Here is a 23778-nt window from a genome sequence, read left to right as displayed (position 1 = left end):
CAATTCAGCGCGGCAAGCTCCGCGCGAACTTCACCACCAGCACCACCGCGAGCATGCTCTGCACGGCGTAGAGCATGCTCGACACGCCATGCCACATCGCAAAGCGTGCACGCAGGGCTTCATCAGCACCCATCGCCGCCCGCAGTTCCGCGATTTGAGGCTGGATACCGAAGGCGCTCACCAGAGCGAGCCCGACCATTGCCGCGGCGACCCAGAACACCGCGGAACGTAACGCGCCGCGGGCCAGTGCATGGACCAGTACGCAGCCACCGACTACATACGAAATCCACCACGTGCTGTGGAACAAGCGGCCGGCAATGCTGCCTGCCAACGCCCGTTCGGGAATCAGCTCGAACAGCACCGGCGCAACGACAAACCCGACCGTCCACAAGGCACCCGCCCAGAACACGACCAGTGCCAGCAGCAGGTTGTCGAGCTGACGCACGGCGAGCGTGCGCGCAACCGTGCCGAACGAGGGCTCAGAGGTAGCGGACATCGATGATTTCATACGAACGCACGCCACCCGGCGCCTGAACGTCGGCCACGTCGCCGGCGTACTTGCCGATCAGCGCACGGGCGATCGGCGAGCTGACCGAGATCTTGCCGCCTTTCACGTCGGCCTCGTCGTCGCCGACGATCTGGTAGGTCACCTCATCACCGGTTTCAAGGTCTTCCAGCTCGACAGTCGCGCCGAACACGCAGCGACCATCGGCATCCAGCGTGGCCGGATCGATGATCTGCGCATTGGCGAGCTTGGATTCGAGCTCCTTGATACGCCCCTCGACAAAGCCCTGACGCTCTTTGGCCGCATCGTATTCGGCGTTTTCGGACAGATCGCCGTGCGAACGCGCTTCGGCGATCGCGGCGATCACGCTCGGCCGCTCGACGGTCTTCATGCGATGCAGTTCCTCGCGCAGCAGCTCGGCGCCGCGCACGGTCAGCGGAGTCTTGCTCATTGCCCGCCTCCCAGCTCCGCGTGCAGCTCCTGCAGGCTGTAAACATCGACTTCCGCCGCGTTGTCACGCATGCCGATGGAGGCCGCGCGCGCGCCCTCGATCGTCGTGAACACGGTGACCTTGGCGGCCAGCGCGCTGGTGCGGATCGAGCGCGAATCGACAATCGCCTGACGGCGCTCTTCGACAGTGTTGATGACCAGACTGATCTCGTTGTTCTTGATCAGATCGACAATGTGCGGACGGCCTTCAGTAACCTTGTTGATGATCTTCACCGGCAGGCCGGCTTCGGTCAGCGCACCGGCCGTACCGCGCGTCGCGATCAGGCCGAAGCCGATCTCGTGCAGCGTGCGAGCCACTTCGACGGCGGCCGGACGATCCGTCGGCTTGACGCTGATGAACACCTGCCCCTCTTCGGGCAGACGCACACCGGCACCGAGCTGCGACTTGATGAAGGCTTCGGCAAAGCTGCGCCCGACACCCATGACTTCGCCGGTGGACTTCATCTCGGGGCCGAGAATGGTATCCACACCGGGGAACTTCACGAACGGGAAAACGGCTTCCTTGACCGAGTAATACTTCGGCACGATCTCGCCGGTCACGCCCTGGCTTGCAAGACTCTGTCCCGCCATGCAACGCGCAGCGATCTTGGCCAGCGGCAGGCTGCAGGCCTTGGACACGAAGGGCACGGTGCGCGAGGCGCGCGGGTTAACTTCGAGCACGAAGACCGTGGCGTTGTCGCCTTCGCCCTGGATCGCAAACTGCACGTTCATCAGGCCGACGACGTTCAGAGCCTTGGCCATGGCCTCGGTCTGGCGGCGCAACTCGTCCTGCAGCTCGGCCGACAAGGTATAGGGCGGCAGCGAGCACGCGGAGTCACCGGAGTGAACGCCGGCCTGCTCGATGTGCTCCATGATGCCGCCGATCATGACCTGCTTGCCGTCGGACAACGCATCGACGTCCACTTCGGTGGCGTCGTTGAGGAAGCGGTCGAGCAGCACCGGCGATTCGTTGGAAACCTTCACCGCCTCGCGCATGTAGCGCTCGAGGTCACGCTGCTCATGCACGATCTCCATGGCACGGCCGCCCAGCACATAGCTCGGGCGCACGACCAGCGGATAGCCGATTTCGGCCGCCAGACGCACGGCATCTTCCGGCGTGCGCGCAGTGCGGTTGGGCGGCTGACGCAGACCCAGATCCTGCAGCAGTTTCTGGAAACGCTCGCGGTCTTCAGCCGCATCGATCATGTCCGGGCTGGTGCCGATGATCGGCACGCCGTTGGCTTCCATCGCACGCGCGCGCTTGAGCGGCGTCTGGCCGCCGAACTGCACGATGACGCCTTCCGGTTGCTCGATGTGCACGATCTCGAGGATGTCTTCCAGCGTGATCGGTTCGAAGTACAGACGGTCGGACGTGTCGTAGTCGGTCGATACGGTTTCCGGGTTGCAGTTGACCATGATGGTCTCGTAACCGTCGTCGCGCAGCGCCAGTGCGGCATGCACGCAGCAATAGTCGAACTCGATGCCCTGACCGATACGGTTCGGGCCACCACCGAGGACCATGATCTTGCGCTTACCCGTAGGCTTGGCTTCGCACTCGTCCTCATAGGTCGAGTACATGTAGGCGGTGGAGGTGGCGAACTCAGCGGCGCAGGTGTCGACCCGCTTGTACACCGGGCGCACACCCAACGCGTGGCGATGCAGACGCACGGCGGTTTCGTCCGCCGCAAGCAGCTTGGCGATGCGGCGGTCCGAGAAGCCCTTGCGCTTGAGCGCACGCAACTCATCGGCAGCGATGGCCTTGAGCGAGCGACCGGCCAGCGTCTTCTCGGTAGCAACGATGTCCTCGATCTGGGCCAGGAACCACGGATCGATCTTGGTCAGGTTGAACACCTGCTCCTGCGTATAGCCTTCGCGGAAAGCCTGACCGACGTACCAGATGCGCTGAGCGCCCGGGTAGATCAACTCGTGCTCAAGATCTTCACGGTCGGTCTCGACCTCATCCAGACCATACACGCCGACTTCAAGGCCGCGCAGCGCCTTCTGGAAGGATTCCTGGAAGCTGCGGCCCATGGCCATGACTTCGCCGACCGACTTCATCTGCGTGGTCAGACGGTCATTGGCCTGCGGGAATTTCTCGAAGGCAAACCGCGGAATCTTGGTGACGACGTAGTCGATCGACGGCTCGAACGAAGCCGGGGTCGCGCCACCGGTGATGTCGTTTTTCAGCTCGTCCAGCGTGTAGCCCACCGCCAGCTTGGCCGCGACCTTGGCAATCGGGAAACCGGTGGCCTTGGAGGCCAGCGCCGAGGAACGCGACACGCGCGGGTTCATCTCGATGACGATCATGCGACCGTCTTTCGGGTTGATTGCGAACTGCACGTTGGAACCGCCGGTATCCACGCCGATCTCGCGCAGCACGGCGATCGAGGCGTTACGCAGGATCTGGTATTCCTTGTCGGTCAGCGTCTGCGCCGGCGCGACGGTGATGGAATCGCCGGTGTGCACGCCCATCGGGTCAAGGTTCTCGATGGAGCACACGATGATGCAGTTGTCGGCGCGGTCGCGCACGACTTCCATCTCGAACTCTTTCCAGCCCAGCAGCGACTCTTCGATCAGCAGCTCGTTGGTCGGGCTCGCCTCGAGACCGCGTTTGCAGATCTCCTCGAACTCTTCCATGTTGTAGGCGATACCGCCGCCGGTGCCGCCCAGCGTGAAGCTCGGGCGGATGATCACCGGGAAGCCGATGCCGCCTTGTACCTGCTGCGCTTCCTCGAAACTGTGGGCAATGCCGGAGCGCGCCGAACCAAGACCGATCTTGGTCATCGCGTCCTTGAACTTGAGGCGGTCTTCAGCCTTGTCGATGGCCTCGCGCGAGGCCCCGATGAGTTCGCAACCGTACTTTTCCAGCACGCCGTGCTTGGCCAGATCGAGTGCGCAGTTCAGCGCGGTCTGACCGCCCATGGTCGGCAGCACCGCGTTCGGGCGCTCCTTAGCGAGGATGCGCTCGACCACCTGCCAGGTGATCGGCTCAATATAGGTCACATCGGCCGTACCCGGATCGGTCATGATCGTGGCCGGGTTAGAGTTAACCAGAATGACCCTGTAACCCTCTTCGCGCAGCGCCTTGCAGGCCTGTGCACCGGAGTAATCGAACTCGCACGCCTGGCCGATCACGATGGGGCCTGCGCCGATGATGAGAATGCTTTGAATGTCTGTGCGCTTGGGCATCAGCTGACCTCGGTATTACCAAAAAAGTGGCAGCCGCGGCTGCCACCGAATTCCTTACTTGCCGGCTTCGAGCATCTTCACGAAGCGGTCAAACAGATAGGACACGTCATGCGGCCCCGGGCTCGCCTCAGGGTGGCCCTGGAACGAGAAAGCCGGTGCGTCGGTACGCGCAATACCCTGGTTCGAACCATCGAACAGGGAAGCGTGCGTAACCTTCAGGTTGGCCGGCATGCTGGCGGGGTCGACCGCAAAGCCATGGTTTTGGCTGGTGATCAGCACCTGCCCGGTTTCCAGATCCTTCACCGGATGGTTGGCGCCGTGGTGACCGAATTTCATCTTCAGCGTCTTGGCACCGGAGGCCAGTGCCAACAGCTGATGGCCGAGGCAGATGCCGAAGGTCGGCACCTTGGCCGCGACGATTTCGCGGATGGCAGCAATCGCGTAGTCGCACGGCTCCGGATCGCCCGGACCGTTGGACAGGAACACGCCGTCCGGCTTCATCGCCAGCACATCGGCCGCCGGCGTCTGCGCCGGCACGACGGTGAGGCGACAGCCGCGACTGGTGAGCATGCGCAGGATGTTGCGCTTGACCCCGAAATCGTAAGCCACGACGTGAAAGCGCGGATTGGCCGGCTGCGTATAGCCTTCGCCCAGCACCCACTCGCCTTCGGTCCATTCCACGATATCACTCGCGGACACGACCTTCGCCAGGTCCATGCCGGAAAGCCCGGCAAAACCGCGTGCCGCAGCCAGCGCAGCCTCGACATCAGGCGCCTGCCCTGCCGCGGCGGTGACGATGCAACCGCCCTGCGCACCTTTCTCGCGCAGCACGCGGGTCAGCTTGCGGGTATCGATGTCGGCAATGGCGACGACGTTCTCGGCCTTCAGATAGGCATCCAACGTCTGCTCGGAACGGAAGTTCGACGTCAGCAGCGGCAGGTCGCGAATGACCAGACCTGCTGCATGGACGCGATCAGCTTCGACGTCCTCGGCGTTGATACCGGTATTGCCGATATGTGGGTAGGTCAGCGTGACGATCTGTCGGCAGTAACTGGGATCCGTCAGGATTTCCTGATAGCCCGTCATCGAGGTGTTGAACACCACCTCGCCAACAGTGGTGCCGATGGCACCGATTCCCTTGCCATGAAAGACCGTACCGTCGGCGAGAGCCAGTACAGCGGACGGAAACACAGCCACGTAAAACTCCTGATTCAGGCGATGACAGGAGACAGCGGACGCCGCCTCCATACGTGAAAAAAACGGGACAAGCCTGTCTAGGCCGATCCCGCTGTCGAATTCGCCGAATTATAGCGTTCGCGGGCATTCCACGCAAACGCCAAAGGCCTCCCCGAGGCCTGCGATCAACGCAAGCCGAGTACGTCCTGCATGTCGAAAACGCCGCGCTCATGCCCGGCCAGAAAGTGCGCCGCGCGCAAGGAGCCGAGCGCATACGGCATACGGCTGCCCGATTTGTGGGTGATCTCGATGCGCTCACCGAGTCCGGCAAACAGCACGGTGTGGTCGCCCACCACATCGCCACCACGAATCGTCGAGAAGCCGATGGTCTCGTTCTTGCGCTCGCCAGTGACGCCTTCGCGACCGTAGATCGCGCATTCATCGAGATCGCGCCCCAACTCGCGCGCAACGATTTCGCCCATGCGCAGCGCGGTACCCGACGGCGCGTCGATCTTGTGCCGGTGATGCGCCTCGATCACCTCGATGTCGTATCCGGAATCAAGAATCCGCGCGGCCACCTCAAGCAGGCGGAACACGGCATTGACGCCCACCGCCATGTTCGGTGCAAACACCACCGGAATGTCCTCGCCGGCTTCGGCAATGCTGCGCTTGCCATCTGCGGAAAAGCCGGTGGTGCCGATCACCATGGCCGTGCCCAGCTCGCGCGCCAGCGCGAGATGCTCGAGCGTGCCTTCGGGACGGGTGAAATCGATGATGCAATCGGCCGCAGCGATTGCCGCACGGGCGTCACCCGTGATCGTCACGCCACAAGGGGTTCCGAGAAATTCACCCGCATCGCGCCCGATGAAGGCTGAATCGCGATGATCGAAAGCGGCAACCAGGCTTGCCTGCGGGTCATTGAGCGTGGCCTCGACCAGCATCCGGCCCATGCGTCCGGACGCGCCGGCGACGGCGATGCGGCGTTGCGTCATGCTTGAAACCTCTGAAATACGGTAGTCGTCGCAGCCGATCAGCGGCGACGGGAAGAAGGCACTTCGACTACGCGAGTACCCTGGGCCTGCACTTCTGGCGTCGAACCATCGTCGGCCATCACGTCACCTTCAACGCTGTCGAGCTTGTCGTCGACGAAAAACAGGCTCAACGTGCGCGTCTGCGGGTCACCCCAGCCTTCGGTGAAGCGATACACGTAATCCCAGCGGTTCTCGCGGAACATGTCGACCACCAGCGGAGAACCCAGCGCAAATCGCACCTGATCGCGGGTCATGCCCTTGCGCAACTGGGCAACCATCTCCTGATCGACATAGTTGCCCTGGCGCACGTCAATGCGATAGGCGCTGCAACCGGACACAAGCAGTGCCCCGGCAAGAAACAACACGGGAACGGTAATCGAGCGCATGAATCGCCTTTAGCGGTTTCGGGGACGCGCCGGCGCGTCGTTCTCTTCACAGGGCAAAAAATATATCATAGGCCGCAAGCCCGCGCTGAGTCGTCATGCGCCTGTGACCATCGCATGCATCGACGATGCGGCTCGATAACAATAACGAGAGGCAGGAATCCATGTCAGACAATTCACAAAACCTTAAGAACATCGGTCTGAAGGCCACCTATCCGCGGCTGCGCATTCTGGACCTCTTCCAGCACACTGAAACCCGTCACCTGACGGCTGAAGACGTCTATCGCCTGCTGATTTCGGACGGCATGGATATCGGCCTTGCCACGGTGTACCGCGTATTGACCCAGTTCGAACAGGCGGGCGTACTCGAACGGCACTATTTCGAGGCCGGCAAAGCGGTATTCGAGCTCAACGAGGGCGGCCACCACGACCATCTGGTCTGTCTGCAGTGCGGTGCAGTCGAGGAATTCTTCGATGCTGAAATCGAAAAGCGCCAGGAGCGTGTCGCTCACGAGCGCGGCTTCGAGGTCAAGGAACACGCCCTCTACCTGTACGCCAACTGTCTGCGCAAGAACTGTCCGAACGCCGAAAAAAGCAGCTGAGCGATCTCAAGACTGGCGCGAGCGACCACTCGCGCGCGCCAGCATCTCATCGGCATGTCCAAGCGTCTTGTCGGTGATCTCGAGTCCGCCAAGCATGCGCGCGACCTCCTCCACCCGCCCGGACCGATCCAGCGTCGTAACCGCACTCAAGACTTCGCCGCCCACCTGCACCTTGGCGATATTCCACTGCCAATCAGCGCAGGCCGCAACCTGCGGCAGATGGGTTACGCACAACACCTGACGATCCCGCCCCAGACGCTGCAACAGCTGTCCGACACGCTCGGCAACCGCTCCACCGATCCCCACGTCCACCTCGTCGAAAATCAGCGTAGGCACCGCCGCATCACGGCTGGTCATGACCTGGATGGCCAGCCCGATTCGCGACAACTCGCCCCCGGAGGCCACCTTGGCCAAGGGACGCAAAGGCTGATTGGGGTTCGCCGCCACGCGGAATTCGACATCTTCCAGCCCGTGTGAGCCGCCCTGTTCGCGCGGCAGCATGGCCACCTCGAAACTGCCGCCAGCCATCGCCATGGTCTGCATGGCCTCACTGACCTCACGCGACAGACGCTCGGCTGCAGGCTTGCGCTGCGCCGACAACTTGAGGGCTGCGGCTTCCCAGCACTTGTGTGCTTCAGCTTCTGCCGCCGCAAGCCGCGCCGGGTCGGCGCGCTCTTCAAGCTCGAGCAACTCCTGACGCCAGTCATCCAGCAATCCGGGCAAGGCTTCCGGCTGAACACGATGCTTGCGTGCAACATCCGTGATGGCTGCGATACGCGCCTCCAGCTCACGCAAACGCGCCGGGTCGAGATCCAGGCGCTCCTGATAGCGCCTCAGCCCATGCGCGGCCTCGTCCACCTGGATCAACGCACCGGCCACCAGATCGCGCACTTCGGCCAGCTCTGCGTCCAGCGCGGCCATGCTTTCAATACGCGCAGCAACATGCCCGAGCATGGAACTGACCGAAACCTCGCCCTCGGCAATCGCACCGAGCGCTTCGGCCGAGCCCTCAATCAGACCAGCTGCGTGCCCGAGACGACGCTGTTCGGCATCGAGCTCAGCCCACTCATCGGAGCGGAAAGCGAGCTTCTCCAGCTCTTCGATCTGCCACACGAGCAGTTCGCGCTGACGCTGGGTCGCCGCGGCATCACTTTCGGCCGCCTCGCGCTGCCGCGCGAAGCGCTGCCAGACTCGATGCAGCTCCGCCACTTCGGAGGCAAGCGCCGCAGCGCCCGCATGGGAATCGAGCAGGCTGCGCTGCGCGTCACCGCGCAACAAGGCGTGATGAGCATGCTGACCATGGATGTCGGCCAGCCATTCACCGGCTTCACGCAACTGCGCGAGCGTAACGGGGACACCGTTGATCCAGCCACGCGAACGCCCACCGGCATCGACCACACGGCGCAGCAGGACCATGTCGTCATCCGCAGGCAGATCGCTGTCGGCCAGCCATTGGGCCAAGGGGCTGTTCGGCGGCAGATCGAACTCGGCAACGATATCGGCCTTGTCCTGGCCGGTGCGCACCGTGGCACCGTCACCACGGTCGCCGAGCGCGAGGCCCAGCGCGTCGAGCAGGATGGACTTGCCGGCGCCGGTCTCGCCGGTCAGGGTCCCGAAGCCGGACTCGAACTCGAGTTCAAGCCGGTCGACAATGACAAAATCGCGGATGGTCAGGCGTCTCAGCATGCGGGGGTACTCGGCGCCGCGCTCCAGTGGAGCTTCTCGCGCAACATGGCGAAATAGCTGTAACTCTCGGGATGCAACAGACGAATGGTGCCGGGCGCACGTGCAATGCTCAACCGGTCTCCCGGACAGGCATCAAAGCGCTCATGCCCGTCGAAGAAGATTCCACCGTCGTGCGGGCCCAGCAATTCGATCTCGATGCGGCAGGTATCGGGCAACGTCACCGGCCGCGCCGTCAGCGCATGCGGCGCCAGGGGCACCAGCGCGATGCAATGCACCGTCGGATGAAGAATCGGGCCGTTGGCAGAGAGTGAATACGCAGTCGAACCGGTCGGGGTCGACACGATCATGCCGTCAGAACGCTGGGTATAGACGTATTCGCCGTCCACGCTGACGTTGAACTCCAGCAGCCGCCCCGACTCCCCCTTGTTCAGCACCACGTCGTTGAAGGCCGACATGCGCTTCATCTCGACGCCATCGCGCGTCACCACCGCATCGAGCATGAAGCGATGCTCTTCCTTGTAGCGCCCTTCAAGGATGTTCGCCAGATGCTGCACCGCTTCATCGCGGCTGATGTCGGTCAGAAAACCCAGACGGCCCCGATTGACACCGACCAGCGGCACATCGCTGTGGCCCAGGGTTCGCGCAGCGTGCAGCATGGTGCCATCACCGCCGAGCACCACCACCAGGTCACAGGCGCGGCCAATCGCGGCATAGTCGTGCGCTTCGCATCCCGGACACAGTTTGACGATGGAACCGGCCGTACCCTCTTCGATCCATACGGAGAGGCCGCGTGCAGTGAGAAACGTGGCAAGCTCAAGGATCGCATCCTCGACGCCGGGGTCCTGGTACTTGCCGACGAGCGCGACCGTGCGGAAGGCATTTTTCATGCGCGGATTAAACCACAATCGCCGATGTGCCCGGCGATCTCGACAGGGCTCGGCTGCGTCCTGAATAATGCACGCTGAACGACACCACGAAGGCGACATGACCCAACCCACGCTCGACGCTCGCGCACAGATCCTGCTCAAGACGCTGATCGAACGCTATATCGAGGAAGGCCAGCCGGTCGGCTCGCGCACGCTGTCCAAACACTCCGGGCTCGAACTGTCGCCGGCCACCGTGCGCAACGTCATGAGCGACCTGGAGGAAATGGGCTTCATCACCAGCCCGCACACCTCGGCCGGCCGCATGCCGACCTCGCGCGGCTACCGTTTCTTTGTCGATTCGCTGCTCACGGTGCAGCCGATGGAGCGCTCGCGCATCATGGAATTGCGCGGTCACTTGCTGCCGGACCAGCCGCAGCGTCTGATCAGTTCGGCTTCGCACCTGCTGTCCAGCCTCACGCATTTCGCCGGCGTGGTGGTCAGCCCACGCCATGAAACCGTGCGCATCCGCCAGATCGAGTTCGTGCGCATTTCCGACGCACGCATCCTGCTGATCATCGTCACCACTGCCGGTGACGTGCAGAACCGCATCCTGCACACCAAGCGCAGCTATACGCCGGGCGAGCTGACCGAGGCTGGCAACTACCTGACCGCACACTACGTCGGTCAAGCCTTTGAAGAGATGCGCAATCGCCTGCAGGGCGAATTGCAGCAACTGCGCAGCGATATTTCGGAACTGATGAGCGCCACGGTGGAAGCCAGCGGCGAACTGGCCGACTCACCGGACAGCTACGTACTCTCCGGCGAAACCAACCTGCTCGATGTCGAGGACCTGTCGTCGAACATGTCGCGCATCCGCGAGCTGTTCAAGCTCTTCGAGCGCAAGACCGGGCTGATCCAGTTGCTCGAACTGTCCAACCGCGCCAACGGCGTACAGATCTTCATCGGCAACGAATCCGGCATGGAAGAGCTCGACGGCTGCAGCGTCATCACGGCCGGCTACGAGGTCGACGGCAAGGTGGTTGGCTCGGTCGGCGTCATCGGCCCGACGCGCATGGCCTACGACCGCGTGATTCCGATTGTCGACATCACTGCCCGCCTGCTGTCGAACGCGCTCTCGCACAGCAACGATTGAGGCCGGCCACGGTCTCAATCGCCTCTCACGCACCGCAAGGATTCCCCCGCATGGCCCGCTACTGGACCGAACCCGCCTACACGCACGGTACGGCGCCGATAACCGGCGTCCTGATCGCCAACCTCGGCACCCCGGAAGCGCCCACCGCGCCCGCGCTGCGCAAGTACCTCAAACAGTTTCTGTCCGACCCACGCGTGGTCGAGATTCCGCGTGTCGTGTGGTGGCCGATCCTCAACGGCATCATCCTGACCCTGCGCCCGAAAAAGTCGGCCGCCAAGTACGCCACGGTATGGACCAATGAAGGCTCGCCGCTCAAATTCCATACCGAAAAGCAGGCCAAGCTGCTCGCCGGGCAGCTGCTGCACAACGGCCACGGCCAGGTCGTGGTTGACTGGGCCATGCGCTACGGTGAACCCTCGATCCCGGCTGCACTGAACCGCATGCGTGCCGCTGGCTGTACCCGCATCGTCGTGCTGCCGCTCTATCCGCAGTACGCCGCCAGCACCACCGCCAGCGTCATGGACGAAGTCGCACGCTGCATCACGCACTGGCGCAACCAGCCCGAGATCCGCTTCGTGCGCAGCTTCCAGGACCACCCCGGCTACATCGCTGCGCTCGCCGCCAGCGTGCGCGAACACTGGCAGGCCAATGGCGAGCCGGACAAACTGATCATGAGCTTTCACGGCATCCCGCGCCGCTCGCTGGATCTCGGCGACCCGTATCACTGCGAATGCCACAAGACCGCCCGGCTGCTCGCCGAAGCGCTGCAGTTGCCGCGCGAGCGTTGGCAGATCACTTTCCAGTCACGCTTCGGCAAGGCCGAATGGCTGCAGCCCTATACCGAGCCGACCCTGCAGAAGCTCGCGCGCGAAGGACTCAAACGCGCTGACGTGATCTGCCCCGGCTTCGTATCCGACTGCCTGGAAACGCTGGAAGAAATCGCCATGGAGTGCTGCGAGGCCTTCCTTGAGGCTGGCGGCAGCGAATTCCACTACATCCCCTGTCTGAACGAACGACCGGACTGGATTGCCGCACTCGGCATTGTGGCCGAATCGCACCTCGGCAACTGGCTTGATATCGCGCCGCCGAGCGCGCAGGAGCAGGAACTGGCCGCACTGCGCGCCAAGGATCTTGGCGCCGCACGCTGAGCGCAGGCCTCAAGAAATTCCGCGTTCTGCCGTTAACAGGCTTGTCACGGATTAATCCGTTCGCAGGCCGGCCATGAAAATCGAAAGCGCACAGATCGCGATGCAGTCCACTCATCTCGCCTATGAGCGCGAGAGCGTTTCGGTGAGCGTCGAACGTTGGGGACCGCGTCCCGCGGAACCTGCTGCATCAGCAACTACAGACCTTGATCAAATCGCCGCAGCAGAAGAAGACGCGCTGGACGATCCGCGCCTGCTCCTGCTGCGCGCGATGATCGAGAAAATGCTCGGTCGCAGCATCGACTTGCTGCGTATGTCCGACCTGAAACCCGAAACAGGCAGCACCTACACCCCACCGCGCGAGGCCCCGCCTGCCGGCGACGGCTCGGGCATGTCGATGAGCGTGCGCGGCGAGCGCATGGAGTACGAGCGTGTCGGGTTCGCCGCGTCCGGCGTGGTACGCACGGCAGACGGGCGCGAGATCCGTTTCGACGTGGCTTTCGAGATGGAGCGCAGTTTCAGTGAGCGTTTCGCTCTTGACGTCGAAAGCGGCACGCCGCGCCGCCTGAAAGATCCGCTCATGCTCGACTTCGCCGGCAGCGGTGCAAGCCTGTCAGACGCGCGCTTTGCCTTTGACCTCGACGCCGACGGCTCGCTGGACGAGCTTCCGTTACCGGTCGGTGGCCGCGGCTTTCTGGCCTTCGACCGCAACGATAACGGCCGCATCGACGACGGCAGGGAATTGTTTGGTCCGATGAGTGGCAACGGCTTTGCCGAACTCGCCGCGCTCGACGCCGACGGCAATGGCTGGATCGACGAAGCCGACCCGGCTTTCAGTCAGCTACGTCTCTGGCAAGCCGATGGGAATGGTCAGGGCAGCCTGATGACGCTGGCTGAAGCGGGCGTGGGCGCATTGTCACTGGCGCGCGTCGCAACGCCCTTCACACTGCGCAACACTGCCAATGAAACCCTCGGGGTGATGCGCCAGAGCGGCGTCTATCTGAACGAGAACGGCAGCGTCGGTACCGTCAGTCAGGTTGATCTGAGCGTCTGATCAGTCGTCGACCAGCTGCAGGTCGGCACTGCCGGTTGCCGTGCGATCTGCCCGTGCGGCTTCCTTGCCTACTCTGGCCGCCAGCGCACGCATGCCGTCCGCGCAACGCCGTGCGACGACCGAGGCGATACGGTTACGGAAGGCCGCCTGCAATTCGTCCGAGGCCAGCGCGAGTGCCGCCGGCGTGACTTCGAGGTAAGTGCAGTCGCGCAGCGTGACGACCGAATACATCTGACGGCTCACCGGCGCATCCATCCAGGCCAGCTCACCGAAAATCTCGCCGTGCAGCAGGGTGTCGACGCGCTTGCCCTCGACGGACATCTCCACCTCACCCTCGACCAGCACGCCGAAGCGTTCGTCCTCGTTGCCCTCGCGGAAGATCGCCGTATGCGGCGGAACGATGCGCCACGACGAGATGCGCAGCGCTTCCCACACCTCGATGTCGTCAAACTCGGTGAAGAACGCCAGACGGCGCAGCGCAGCGAAACGCCGCGTGTCCATGCTGCGGTGGTTCTCGTCGACAATGCGATAACGAATGCCGGACAGGTCCTGCGCAAACTCCGCCCCGTTGCGATAGCGCGAATACAGATCCTTCTCCAGCGCCTTGAACACCACCTTGTCCACCGACTCCGGCAATTCCGGATTCAGGCCTGAGGGCGGCGGCGGCTCGGCGTTGAGGATCTTGTAAACCAGCTGCGCGTGGTTGCCGGCCCGAAACGGCAGGCGGCCAGTCAGCAGGTTGTACAAAACGACGCCGAGCGAGTACAGGTCGGTCTTCTGATTCAGAGGATAGTTCTTGATCTGCTCCGGGCTCATGTAGGCCGGAGAGCCCACGCCGACGATGAAGGTGGAGTCGCTGTCCGCCTTCTTGTTGATGTTCAACGCCAGCCCGAAATCGGTGATCTTCACGTTGTCGTCGTCATCCACCAGGATGTTGTCGGGCTTGATGTCCCGGTGCACCACCCCCTGGCGAAAAGCGTGGTCGAGCGCCATGCAGCACTTGAACACGATGCTCATGACGCGGTGCAAGGGCAGCAGGTTATCGAAGGTGCAGTAACGACTCAGCGGCTTGCCGGGGAAATACTCCATCACGGCGTGCGCCTCGTCGTCCTCGATGACAACTTCATGAATGCGGATGATGTTCGGATGCTGCAGGCGCCGCACGACGCTCGCCTCGGCCTTGATCAGCTTGCGCAGGCGACGGATTCGCCGCGCCTGCCCTTCCCCATCGCCACGAAAACGCACGTGCTTGACCGCCACCCCTTCAGGATGGTCTTCGCTGACGGCGCGGTAGACCGTTGCGGTCGCACCTTTGCCGACCTGCTCGATGATGTCGAATCTGCCGATGCGTGAAGGGAGGTCGCTCATGGAATTCCGGGACGTACACTTCGGATGCGGAATGATTCGCTAGCATACACCGCCCTGCAAACCGGGCGCCTGCCAGTCCGGAAGCGTGTTTGGCGAAATTTTAAATGCACACGGACTTGAAATACCGTTGCGGCGCCCCCAGTTGCGACCAGGTCGATGAACCAACGGAGTCGCAACGATGCAGGACCAGAACCACACCGAACCCGAGATCGTCCAGGACGACGGCACGCCTGCAGAGCAGCACGAAGCGCAGACGGACACCACCCCCAGCCTCGAAGAATCCATCCGCATTGCCGAGCAGAAGGCCGCCGAGCACCACGACGCCTGGCTGCGCGCAAAAGCCGAGTCAGAGAACATCCGCCGCCGTGCGCAGGAAGACATTGCCAAGGCGTCGAAGTTTGCCGCCGAGAAGTTCGCCTCTGCAATGCTGCCCGTGCGTGACAGCCTCGAAGCCGCGCTGGCCACCGAGAACCAGACGCTCGAAAAGCTCCGCGAGGGCGTCGAGCTGACGCTCAAGCAGCTCAACTCCGCTTTTGAAGGCGCTGCCGTCAGCGAAGAAAACCCGCTCGGCACCAAGTTCGACCCGAACAAGCACCAGGCCATCGGCGCGATCGAATCGGACGCCGAACCCAACACCGTCGTGACCGTGCTGCAGAAGGGCTACACGCTGCATGACCGCGTGCTGCGCCCGGCGCTGGTTCAGGTCGCCAAGGCCAAATAGACCTTCATCGCAACGCGGGCTTGAAAGCTCGCCACCCCGCCCCATATTGACCATGACACGGTCGCACGGGGCGACCAACGAATTTGAAATACAAGGAAGAAATCATGGGCAAGATCATCGGCATCGACCTCGGTACCACCAACAGCTGCGTTTCCGTGATGGAAGGCGGCAAGCCGAAGGTCATCGAAAACTCCGAAGGCGCGCGCACCACGCCGTCCGTCGTCGCCTACGCGGAAGACGGCGAGATCCTGACCGGTGCGCCGGCCAAGCGTCAGGCCGTCACCAACGCCAAGAACACCCTTTTCGCAGTCAAGCGCCTGATCGGCCGCCGCTTCGAAGAGAAGGAAGTGCAGAAGGACATCGACCTGATGCCCTACACCATCTGCAAGGCCGACAACGGCGACGCATGGGTGGAAGTGCGCGGCAAGAAGATTGCCCCGCCGCAGGTCTCCGCGGAAGTGCTGCGCAAGATGAAGAAGACCGCCGAGGACTACCTTGGCGAGGAAGTGACCGAAGCCGTCATCACGGTGCCGGCCTACTTCAACGACAGCCAGCGTCAGGCCACCAAGGACGCCGGCAAGATCGCGGGTCTGGAAGTGAAGCGCATCATCAACGAGCCGACCGCGGCTGCGCTGGCCTTCGGCATGGACAAGAAGCCGGGCGACTCCAAGATCGCCGTGTATGACCTCGGCGGCGGCACCTTCGACATCTCGATCATCGAGATCGCCGACATCGACGGCGAGCACCAGTTCGAAGTGCTGGCCACCAACGGCGACACCTTCCTGGGTGGTGAAGACTTCGACCAGCGCATCATCGACTACATCGTCACCGAGTTCCAGAAAGAGCAAGGCGTCGATCTGAAGAAGGACGTGCTGGCCCTGCAGCGCCTGAAGGAAGCCGCCGAGAAAGCCAAGATCGAGCTGTCCTCCGGCACGCAAACCGAAGTGAACCTGCCGTACATCACGGCCGACGCTTCCGGTCCGAAGCACCTTGCCGTGAAGATCACCCGCGCCAAGTTCGAAGCGCTGGTGGAAGACCTCATCGCCCGTTCGATCGAGCCCTGCCGCATCGCTCTGAAAGACGCCGGCCTGAAGGTCACCGACATCGACGACGTGATCCTGGTCGGCGGCCAGACCCGCATGCCCAAGGTCATCGACAAGGTGAAGGAGTTCTTCGGCAAGGATCCGCGCCGTGACGTGAACCCGGACGAAGCCGTGGCCGTGGGCGCCTCCATCCAGGGCGGCGTGCTGCAGGGCGAGGTCAAGGACGTGCTGCTGCTCGACGTCACCCCGCTGTCGCTGGGCATCGAAACGCTGGGCGGCGTGATGACCAAGCTTATCCAGAAGAACACCACGATCCCGACCAAGGCTTCGCAGGTGTTCTCGACCGCCGACGATAACCAGAGCGCGGTGACCATCCACGTGCTGCAGGGCGAGCGCGAAGTGGCTTCGGGCAACAAGAGCCTGGGCCAATTCAACCTCACCGACATTCCGCCGTCTCCGCGCGGCATGCCGCAGATCGAAGTCACTTTCGACATCGACGCCAACGGCATCCTGCACGTATCGGCCAAGGACAAGGCCACCGGCAAGGAAAACAAGATCAAGATCCAGGCCAACTCCGGTCTGTCGGACGAGGAAGTCGAGCGCATGGTGCAGGACGCCGCCGCGCACGCCGAGGACGACAAGAAGACCCGCGATCTGGTCGAGACCCGCAACCAGTGCGACGGACTGATCCACTCTGTGAAAAAGGCCGTTGCCGAGCACGGTGACAAGCTCGATGAAGCCGAGAAGTCGGCCATCGAAACCGCCATCAGCGAGGCTGAGGAAGCACTCAAGAGCAACGACAAGGACCAGATCGACGCCAAGAGCGCCGCGCTGGCCGAAGCCAGCCAGAAGCTCGGCGAGAAGATGTACGCCGACCAGCAGGGTCAGGCCGGTGCAGCGGGTGCTGCCGAAGCCGGTGACGCCGGCAAAGCCGCCGACGCCGACGTGGTCGACGCGGAATTCACCGAGGTGAAGGACGAGAAGTAAGCCGGGTCGAGAATCAGGCACCGAGTGCAAAGAGGAACAAGGCCGGGACTTCCCGGCCTTGCCTTTGGCCCTCGCTGGCCTCTCCACTCACCCCTCTCCACACTCGACTGGAAACCCATGTCTAAACGCGATTACTACGAAGTTCTGGGCGTCAATCGCGACGCGTCGGCCGACGAGATCAAGAAGGCCTATCGCAAGCTCGCGATGAAGCATCACCCCGACCGCAACCCCGACAACAAGGATGCGGCAGCAAAATTCCAGGAACTCAGCGAGGCCTACGAGTCCCTGTCGGACGAACAGAAGCGCGCCACCTATGACCGCTTCGGTCACGCCGGCATGGCCGGTGCAGCGGGCGGCGGTGGCCAGGGCTTCGACGGATTCGGCGATGCCTTCTCGGACATCTTCGGCGACATCTTTGGCGGTGGCCGAGGCGGTGGCCGCTCCAACGTCTATCGTGGCGCCGATCTGCGCTACAACCTCGAAATCAGCCTCGAGGAAGCCGCGCGCGGCACCGACAAGACCATTCGCATCCCGACCGCCGAGACCTGCGGCACCTGCAACGGCAGCGGCGCCAAGCCCGGCACCCAGCCGCAGACCTGCTCAACTTGCGGCGGCGCAGGTCAGGTTCGCATGCAGCAGGGCTTTTTCTCGATCCAGCAAACCTGCCCGAAGTGCCACGGCACCGGACGCATGATTGCCAACCCCTGCGGCAGCTGCGGCGGCGCCGGGCGCGTGAAGAGCCACAAGACGCTGGAAGTGAAGATTCCCGCCGGCATCGACCAGGGCATGCGCCTGCGTCACGGCGGTCATGGCGAGCCGGGCGTCAATGGTGGCCCGCCGGGCGATCTGTACGTGGAAATCCATATCCGTTCGCATGCCGTGTTCGAGCGCGAAGGCGACGACCTGCACTGCGAGATGCCGATCAGCTTCACCACCGCCGCGCTGGGCGGCGAGATCGAGATCCCGACGCTGGACGGCATGGCTCGCCTGAAGATTCCGGCCGAAACCCAGACCGGCAAGGTCTTCCGTCTGCGTGGCAAGGGCATCCGCAACGTGCGCTCACACGCGCCGGGCGACCTGATGTGCCACGTCGTCATCGAAACGCCGGTGAAACTCACCGAACGCCAGAAGGAACTGCTGCGCGAGTTCGAAGGTGCAGCCGAAGGCGGCTCGGACGAGCACAACCCGAAGGCCAAGTCGTGGATGGACAAGGTGCGCGACTTCTTCGCAACCTGACGTAACACCGCAGCACCAGCAAAAAGGCCCGCCAATCGGCGGGCCTTTTCATTCACACCTCGGCCATTCAGGCCACTGGGTGACTGATGCTTTCGATGGCACGCTTGACCGTCATCGGGTCATCAATGCTCTTGAAGATCAGATCGCTCAGGCCACGCCCGGTCACGCGCACATCGCCGAAACCGAAGATGCGGCCGAAGACGCCCTGATCGATTTCCACCGTCTCGATCGACGACAGCTTCATTTCATCGGTCTTGCGGCTGATGATGCCCACCTTGTGGATGACGCGCTTGTTGGTCACCCCCAACTCGGTAAAGCGCAGCACCAGCCATGCATACAGGGCAAACAGCCAAAGCAGCCCGCCAGCGGCCCAACCCAGTAACCACTGGAAATCAAACCAGGCCGTGACCACCACGGCCGTCACTCCGAGCGCCACCCACACGAACACCGGCAACCAGGAAAACCAGTGCAGCCGAAAAATGGACTCGACACGCTCGCCGGTCGACAAGGACTCCTGAATGTATGCCATGGGCTCTCCCTGAATCGGACTTAGGCACGACGCCAGGTCGTGCCTCCTGCACCGTCTTCGAGCACGATACCGGCTGAAGTCAGCTCGTCGCGAATACGGTCTGCGGTGGCAAAATCGCGCGCCTTCTTGGCTGCGGCCCGCTCGGCAATGCGCGCGTCAATGCTGGCTTCATCCAGCCCGCCTTCGCTGCCCCCTTGCAGGAAGTCCTGAGGATCGCGCTGGAGCAGGCCCAACGTGCCAGCCAACGCGTGCAGCAGCGCGGCCTTGGCCGCGTCACCGCGATTGGCTTCACTTGCCAGCTCGAACAACACCGCCACGGCTTCGGCAGTGTTGAAATCGTCGTTCATGGCAGCTGCGAAACGCAGCGCCAGCGGATCATCCAGATTCGCCTCGCCGGCCGGAGCGCAGTTCTTCAGCGCCGTGTAGAGGCGCGTCAGCGCACTGCGTGCGTCATCAAGGTGGGCATCTGAGTAGTTCAACGCGCTGCGGTAATGCGCACGCAGGATGAAAAAACGCACCACCTCGGGATCGTACGAGCCGAGCACTTCGCGGATGGTGAAGAAGTTTCCAAGCGATTTCGACATCTTCTCGTTGTCGACACGCACGAAACCGTTGTGCATCCAGTAGTTCACGAAGCCGTGACCGTGCGCGCCTTCGGACTGGGCGATCTCGTTCTCGTGGTGCGGGAATTGCAGGTCGGCGCCGCCGCCGTGGAGGTCGAAGTGGTCGCCGAGCAGCTCGGAACTCATCGCCGAGCACTCGATGTGCCAGCCCGGTCGGCCCTCGCCCCAGGGGGATGCCCATTTCACTTCGCCCGGCTCTTCGGCGCGCGCATGTTTCCACAGCACGAAGTCGAGCGGGTCGTTCTTGTCGCTGGCCACCTCCACTCGCTCACCGGCTCGCAGCTCGTCCAGCGACTTGCCGGAGAGCTTGCCGTAGCCGTCGAACTTGCGCACGGCGTAGCACACGTCCTTGTTGGCGGCGACGTAGGCCAGGCCTTTCTCGGTCAGGCGCGAGATCAGGCTCTGCATGCTCGCGACGTAGTCGGTGGCGCGCGGCTCGTGATCCGGGCGCAGCACGCCGAGCGCGTCGGCGTCCTCGTGCATGGCAGCAATGAAACGGTCGGTCAGCGCGCGGATGGACTCACCGTTCTCCTGCGCACGGCGGATGATCTTGTCGTCGATGTCGGTGATGTTGCGCACATAGGTGACATCGAAACCGCTCGCACGCAGCCAGCGCGTGACCATGTCGAACACCACCATGACCCGCGCATGCCCGAGGTGACAATAGTCGTACACCGTCATGCCGCACACGTACATGCGGACCTTGCCTGGTTCGATCGGGACGAAGTCTTCCTTCTTGCGGGTCAGGGTATTGTGGATCTGCAGCATGCCGTCATCCGTTTGCGGTGGCCGGGCGCGACGGAAACCGCGCCGCCGGGCGCCGTGCGCCACCGTGGGGGTTTTGCTAGAATCCGGGCGGACTGCGCTCCGGAAGCGCGCGATCATAGCACAGCGCCCCCGCCGGCCGAACGGCCTCCCCGCCTTGCACCCTGCCCGGAATCAAACATGAAGCAACTGCTCTGCGCCATCGCCCTGCTCGCCCTCGCCGGCTTCGCCCAGGCTGCCAAACCGGTGGTCGAGCTGCACACCAACCGCGGCGTCATCACCCTGGAACTCGACGCCGACAAGGCGCCGACCACGGTCGAGAACTTCGTCGCCTATGTTCAAAGCGGCTTCTACGCCGACACGGTGTTTCATCGCGTCATCGATGGCTTCATGATCCAGGGCGGTGGTTTTGACCAGGCCCTGCGCCAGAAGCCGACGCGCGCCGCGATCAGGAACGAAGCCAGCAACGGTCTGAAGAACGCCACGGGCACGATCGCCATGGCCCGCACCAATGATCCGAACTCCGCCACTGCGCAGTTTTTCATCAACCTCGTCGACAACACCGGGCTCGACTATCCCCGGCCTGATGGCCACGGCTATACCGTGTTCGGCCGCGTCACCGCCGGCATGGACGTGGTACGCGCCATTGCCAAAAGTCCGGTGCGTCGCGCCGGCATGCACCAGCACCTGCCAGCCGACCCCGTCGTGCTCGAACGCGCCGTGCTCAAAGCACCCGCCAACTGAATCCTCTGGAGACACCATGAACGTCAAACTGCACACCAACCACGGCGTGATCACGCTGGAACTCGACGCTGACAAGGCGCCCGCCACGGTCGAGAATTTCATTTCCTACGTGAAGGCCGGCCACTACGACAACACGGTGTTTCACCGCGTCATCAACAATTTCATGATCCAGGGCGGTGGCTTCGAACCCGGCATGAAGCAGAAGCCCACTGGCGAGCCGATCCAGAACGAAGCCGACAACGGCCTCAAGAACGAGATCGGCACCGTCGCCATGGCTCGCACGCAGGCACCGCATTCGGCTACCGCGCAGTTCTTCATCAACGTCGCCGACAATGCTTTCCTGAACTTCCGCTCAGCTGACATGCAGGGTTTCGGCTACTGCGTATTCGGCCGCGTCAGCGATGGCATGGATGTCGTGGAGAAGATCCGTAACGTGCGCACCGGTTCCAGCGGCTTTCATCAGGACGTGCCGGTCGAGGATGTCGTGATCGAGCGCGCCGAGCTGGTCTGAACAGAGTCTAGGCGCCCGGTGAAAGCCCTCTTCATCTCCGACCTGCATTTGTCGGAGGACACGCCCGAAACACTCGCCGCCTTTGACGCCCTGCTGGCCGGGCCGGCACGGGGCGTCGACATGCTCTACATCCTCGGCGACCTGTTCGAGTACTGGGCCGGTGACGATGACGACACACCGCTCTCACGCCATGTCGCAGCAGGCTTGCGGGGGCTGTCGGATGAGGGCATCCATGTCTCCTTCCTGGCCGGCAACCGCGACTTCCTGCTCGGCGAGGCCTATGCCAGCCAGGCCGGCATGCAGCTGCTGGCCGAACCGAGCGAGATCGAGCTCGACGGTCAACGCGTGCTGCTGTCGCACGGCGACACGCTGTGCACGGATGACCGGGCGTATCAGGAGTACCGTGCGATGGTGCGGGCCACTCCGTGGCAGACCGGCTTCCTGGCCAAACCATTGGCCGAACGACGCGCCTTCATCGACCACCTGCGCCAGCGAAGCCAGCAGGCCAAGAGCGAAAAATCCATGGAAATCATGGATGTGAATTCTTCTGCAGTCGAAGACATGCTGCGCCGGCACGGCTACCCCACGCTGATTCACGGCCACACCCACCGCCCTGCGCGGCACGTGCACCATCTCGAGGATCGCGAATGCATACGCTGGGTGCTGCCGGACTGGCACGACGACGCACCCTGGCTGATGTGGGACGGAGAACACGGCTTCGTCACCGGTAGAACCTCCGCCGCACAATGACAAAGGCCGCCTCAAGGGCGGCCTTTGTCATTGCAGCAGGCGATCTCAGCCGTTCAGGCCGCGCGCCAGATCGGCCTGAATGTCATCGACCGACTCGAGCCCTACCGCCACACGCAAGAGACCGTCGCCAATACCTGCTGCGGCACGTGCCTCGGGCGAAATACGACCGTGCGTAGTCGTGGCCGGGTGCGTGATGGTGGTGCGCGTATCGCCCAGGTTGGCGGTAATCGACAGCATCTTCGTCGAATCCACGACCTTCCAGGCGGCTTCACGCCCACCCTTCACGTCGAAGCTGACGATGGCGCCACCAAAGCCCTTCTGCTGCTGCATCGCCAGCGCATGCTGCCGGTGCGACGCCAGCCCGGGGTAGTACACGCGTTCCACACCGGGCTGCGCTTCCAGCCAGCTGGCCAGCTTCAGCGCCGCGGCCGATTGCGCCTCCATGCGCAGACGCAAGGTTTCCAGACCTTTCAGAATTACCCAGGCGTTGAACGGCGAAATGCAGGGCCCGGCGGTACGCAGGAACTTGAACACCTCATCAATCACCGCCTTGCCACCGACCACCGCGCCGCCAAGAACACGCCCCTGGCCGTCCAGATACTTGGTGGCGGAGTGGATCACCACGTCAGCCCCCATTTCCAGCGGACGCTGCAGGGCCGGGGTGCAAAAACAGTTGTCGACAGCGAACAGCGCGCCGGCTTCATGCGCGATCCGGCCGATGGCCGCAATGTCGACGACTTCGGTCAGCGGATTGGAAGGCGTCTCGACGAAGAACAGCTTGGTATTCGGGCGTACCGCCTTGCGGTAGGCCTCCAGATCGGTCGCCGGCACCAGCGTGGTCTCGATACCGAAGCGCGACAGGATGTTGCCGAACAGCTGCTGCGTGGCGCCGAACAGGCCCGTCGAAGCGATGATGTGCTCACCCGCCTTCATCGTGCCCATCACCAACGCGAGGATGGCCGACATGCCGGATGACGTGGCAACACAGGCCTCACCGCCTTCCAGCGCAGCAAGGCGATCCTGCATCATCGATACGGTCGGGTTGGTGAAGCGGGCATAAACCATGCCCTCCTCCGCGCCGGAAAATCGCGCGGCGGCCTCGGCAGCACTGCCGAAGACAAAGCTGGAGGTCAGATACAGCGCTTCGCTGTGCTCACCGAACTGGCTGCGCGTGGTGCCAGCCCGAACGGACAGCGTGTCAAAGTCGAATTCGTTCATCAGC

Annotated in this window: 22 protein-coding genes; 10 read left to right on the top strand and 12 right to left on the bottom strand. The window is 63.2% G+C overall.

All coding sequences use genetic code 11. From position 1 onward, the window contains the following. Positions 1-4: 4 nt before the first annotated feature. From AC6H0R_RS14800 to AC6H0R_RS14775, 6 genes are all read right to left on the bottom strand, one after another. A complete protein-coding gene (locus AC6H0R_RS14800) occupies positions 5-496 on the bottom strand; it encodes a DUF4149 domain-containing protein (RefSeq protein ID WP_497582139.1) in 492 nt (163 codons plus the stop codon). Beyond that, the gene (gene greA, locus AC6H0R_RS14795; protein ID WP_497582138.1) at positions 480-956 is read right to left on the bottom strand and encodes a transcription elongation factor GreA; all 477 of its coding nucleotides are present in this window, start codon (positions 954-956) and stop codon (positions 480-482) included. Before greA ends, AC6H0R_RS14800 begins: the two co-directional genes overlap by 17 nt. Next, positions 953-4183 (bottom strand): carbamoyl-phosphate synthase large subunit, encoded by a 3231-nt coding sequence (carB, locus tag AC6H0R_RS14790; protein ID WP_497582137.1) that lies wholly within the window; start codon positions 4181-4183, stop codon positions 953-955. The genes greA and carB overlap by 4 nt, the downstream gene beginning before the upstream one ends. Positions 4184-4237: 54 nt before the next feature. Next, the gene (gene carA / locus AC6H0R_RS14785; protein ID WP_497582136.1) at positions 4238-5380 is read right to left on the bottom strand and encodes a glutamine-hydrolyzing carbamoyl-phosphate synthase small subunit; all 1143 of its coding nucleotides are present in this window, start codon (positions 5378-5380) and stop codon (positions 4238-4240) included. A gap of 164 nt (positions 5381-5544) precedes the next feature. Continuing rightward, complete coding sequence (dapB, locus tag AC6H0R_RS14780; protein WP_497582135.1) at positions 5545-6351, bottom strand: 4-hydroxy-tetrahydrodipicolinate reductase; 807 nt, start codon at positions 6349-6351, stop codon at positions 5545-5547. Positions 6352-6389: 38 nt separating this feature from the next. Continuing rightward, positions 6390-6776 carry an outer membrane protein assembly factor BamE gene (locus AC6H0R_RS14775; RefSeq protein ID WP_497582134.1) on the bottom strand — a complete coding sequence of 129 codons (387 nt, stop codon included), beginning with the start codon at positions 6774-6776 and terminating at the stop codon, positions 6390-6392. A gap of 161 nt (positions 6777-6937) precedes the next feature. On the opposite strand from AC6H0R_RS14775, the gene fur reads away from it, so the two are divergent. Then, a complete protein-coding gene (gene fur / locus AC6H0R_RS14770; RefSeq protein ID WP_497582133.1) occupies positions 6938-7375 on the top strand; it encodes a ferric iron uptake transcriptional regulator in 438 nt (145 codons plus the stop codon). Positions 7376-7381: 6 nt separating this feature from the next. Here the strand turns inward: fur and recN are convergent, their stop codons facing one another. Beyond that, positions 7382-9061: a DNA repair protein RecN gene (recN, locus tag AC6H0R_RS14765; RefSeq protein WP_497582132.1), complete on the bottom strand. Its 1680-nt coding sequence runs from the start codon at positions 9059-9061 to the stop codon at positions 7382-7384. Next, positions 9055-9948 carry an NAD(+) kinase gene (locus AC6H0R_RS14760; protein WP_497582131.1) on the bottom strand — a complete coding sequence of 298 codons (894 nt, stop codon included), beginning with the start codon at positions 9946-9948 and terminating at the stop codon, positions 9055-9057. The genes recN and AC6H0R_RS14760 overlap by 7 nt, the downstream gene beginning before the upstream one ends. 97 nt (positions 9949-10045) lie before the next feature. On the opposite strand from AC6H0R_RS14760, the gene hrcA reads away from it, so the two are divergent. From hrcA to AC6H0R_RS14745, 3 genes are all read left to right on the top strand, one after another. Beyond that, positions 10046-11080, top strand: a complete 1035-nt coding sequence (gene hrcA / locus AC6H0R_RS14755) for a heat-inducible transcriptional repressor HrcA (RefSeq protein ID WP_497582130.1) — start codon at positions 10046-10048, stop codon at positions 11078-11080. A gap of 50 nt (positions 11081-11130) precedes the next feature. After that, positions 11131-12228 (top strand): ferrochelatase, encoded by a 1098-nt coding sequence (gene hemH / locus AC6H0R_RS14750; protein WP_497582129.1) that lies wholly within the window; start codon positions 11131-11133, stop codon positions 12226-12228. A gap of 73 nt (positions 12229-12301) precedes the next feature. Beyond that, positions 12302-13279: an SPM autocatalytic domain-containing protein gene (locus tag AC6H0R_RS14745; RefSeq protein WP_497582128.1), complete on the top strand. Its 978-nt coding sequence runs from the start codon at positions 12302-12304 to the stop codon at positions 13277-13279. On the opposite strand, the gene AC6H0R_RS14740 is transcribed toward AC6H0R_RS14745, so the two are convergent. Then, positions 13280-14647, bottom strand: a complete 1368-nt coding sequence (locus tag AC6H0R_RS14740) for a serine/threonine-protein kinase (RefSeq protein ID WP_497582127.1) — start codon at positions 14645-14647, stop codon at positions 13280-13282. Between the two features lie 178 nt (positions 14648-14825). On the opposite strand from AC6H0R_RS14740, the gene grpE reads away from it, so the two are divergent. The 3 genes from grpE to dnaJ all read left to right on the top strand — a co-directional run bounded on the left by grpE (position 14826) and on the right by dnaJ (position 18634). Next, on the top strand, positions 14826-15368 hold the full coding sequence (grpE, locus tag AC6H0R_RS14735; RefSeq protein WP_497582126.1) for a nucleotide exchange factor GrpE: 543 nt from the start codon (positions 14826-14828) through the stop codon (positions 15366-15368). A 104-nt stretch (positions 15369-15472) separates the two neighbouring features. Next, positions 15473-17398 (top strand): molecular chaperone DnaK, encoded by a 1926-nt coding sequence (gene dnaK / locus AC6H0R_RS14730; protein ID WP_497582125.1) that lies wholly within the window; start codon positions 15473-15475, stop codon positions 17396-17398. 117 nt (positions 17399-17515) lie between these two features. Next, positions 17516-18634, top strand: coding sequence for a molecular chaperone DnaJ (gene dnaJ, locus AC6H0R_RS14725; protein ID WP_497582124.1), 1119 nt, complete (start codon positions 17516-17518; stop codon positions 18632-18634). Positions 18635-18701: 67 nt separating this feature from the next. Here the strand turns inward: dnaJ and AC6H0R_RS14720 are convergent, their stop codons facing one another. Beyond that, a complete protein-coding gene (locus AC6H0R_RS14720; RefSeq protein ID WP_497582123.1) occupies positions 18702-19163 on the bottom strand; it encodes a PH domain-containing protein in 462 nt (153 codons plus the stop codon). A 20-nt stretch (positions 19164-19183) separates the two neighbouring features. After that, positions 19184-20554: a cysteine--tRNA ligase gene (gene cysS, locus AC6H0R_RS14715; RefSeq protein WP_497582122.1), complete on the bottom strand. Its 1371-nt coding sequence runs from the start codon at positions 20552-20554 to the stop codon at positions 19184-19186. A gap of 177 nt (positions 20555-20731) precedes the next feature. On the opposite strand from cysS, the gene AC6H0R_RS14710 reads away from it, so the two are divergent. Genes AC6H0R_RS14710 through AC6H0R_RS14700 form a run of 3 tightly spaced genes read left to right on the top strand, consistent with a single transcriptional unit; the run spans position 20732 to position 22556 of the window. Further along, a complete protein-coding gene (locus AC6H0R_RS14710; protein WP_497582121.1) occupies positions 20732-21295 on the top strand; it encodes a peptidylprolyl isomerase in 564 nt (187 codons plus the stop codon). 16 nt (positions 21296-21311) lie between these two features. After that, positions 21312-21806, top strand: a complete 495-nt coding sequence (locus AC6H0R_RS14705) for a peptidylprolyl isomerase (RefSeq protein WP_497582120.1) — start codon at positions 21312-21314, stop codon at positions 21804-21806. 18 nt (positions 21807-21824) lie between these two features. Then, entirely contained in the window at positions 21825-22556 is a 732-nt protein-coding gene (locus AC6H0R_RS14700) for a UDP-2,3-diacylglucosamine diphosphatase (RefSeq protein WP_497582119.1), read from the top strand. A 45-nt stretch (positions 22557-22601) separates the two neighbouring features. On the opposite strand, the gene AC6H0R_RS14695 is transcribed toward AC6H0R_RS14700, so the two are convergent. Further along, on the bottom strand, positions 22602-23774 hold the full coding sequence (locus tag AC6H0R_RS14695) for an O-succinylhomoserine sulfhydrylase (protein ID WP_497582118.1): 1173 nt from the start codon (positions 23772-23774) through the stop codon (positions 22602-22604). Between the last annotated feature and the right edge of the window lie 4 nt (positions 23775-23778).

The organism is Pseudazoarcus sp. NS36 (genome assembly GCF_059703705.1).
Note: the sequence above shows the minus strand (reverse complement) of the source record. Positions and strands in the feature narration are given on the sequence as shown.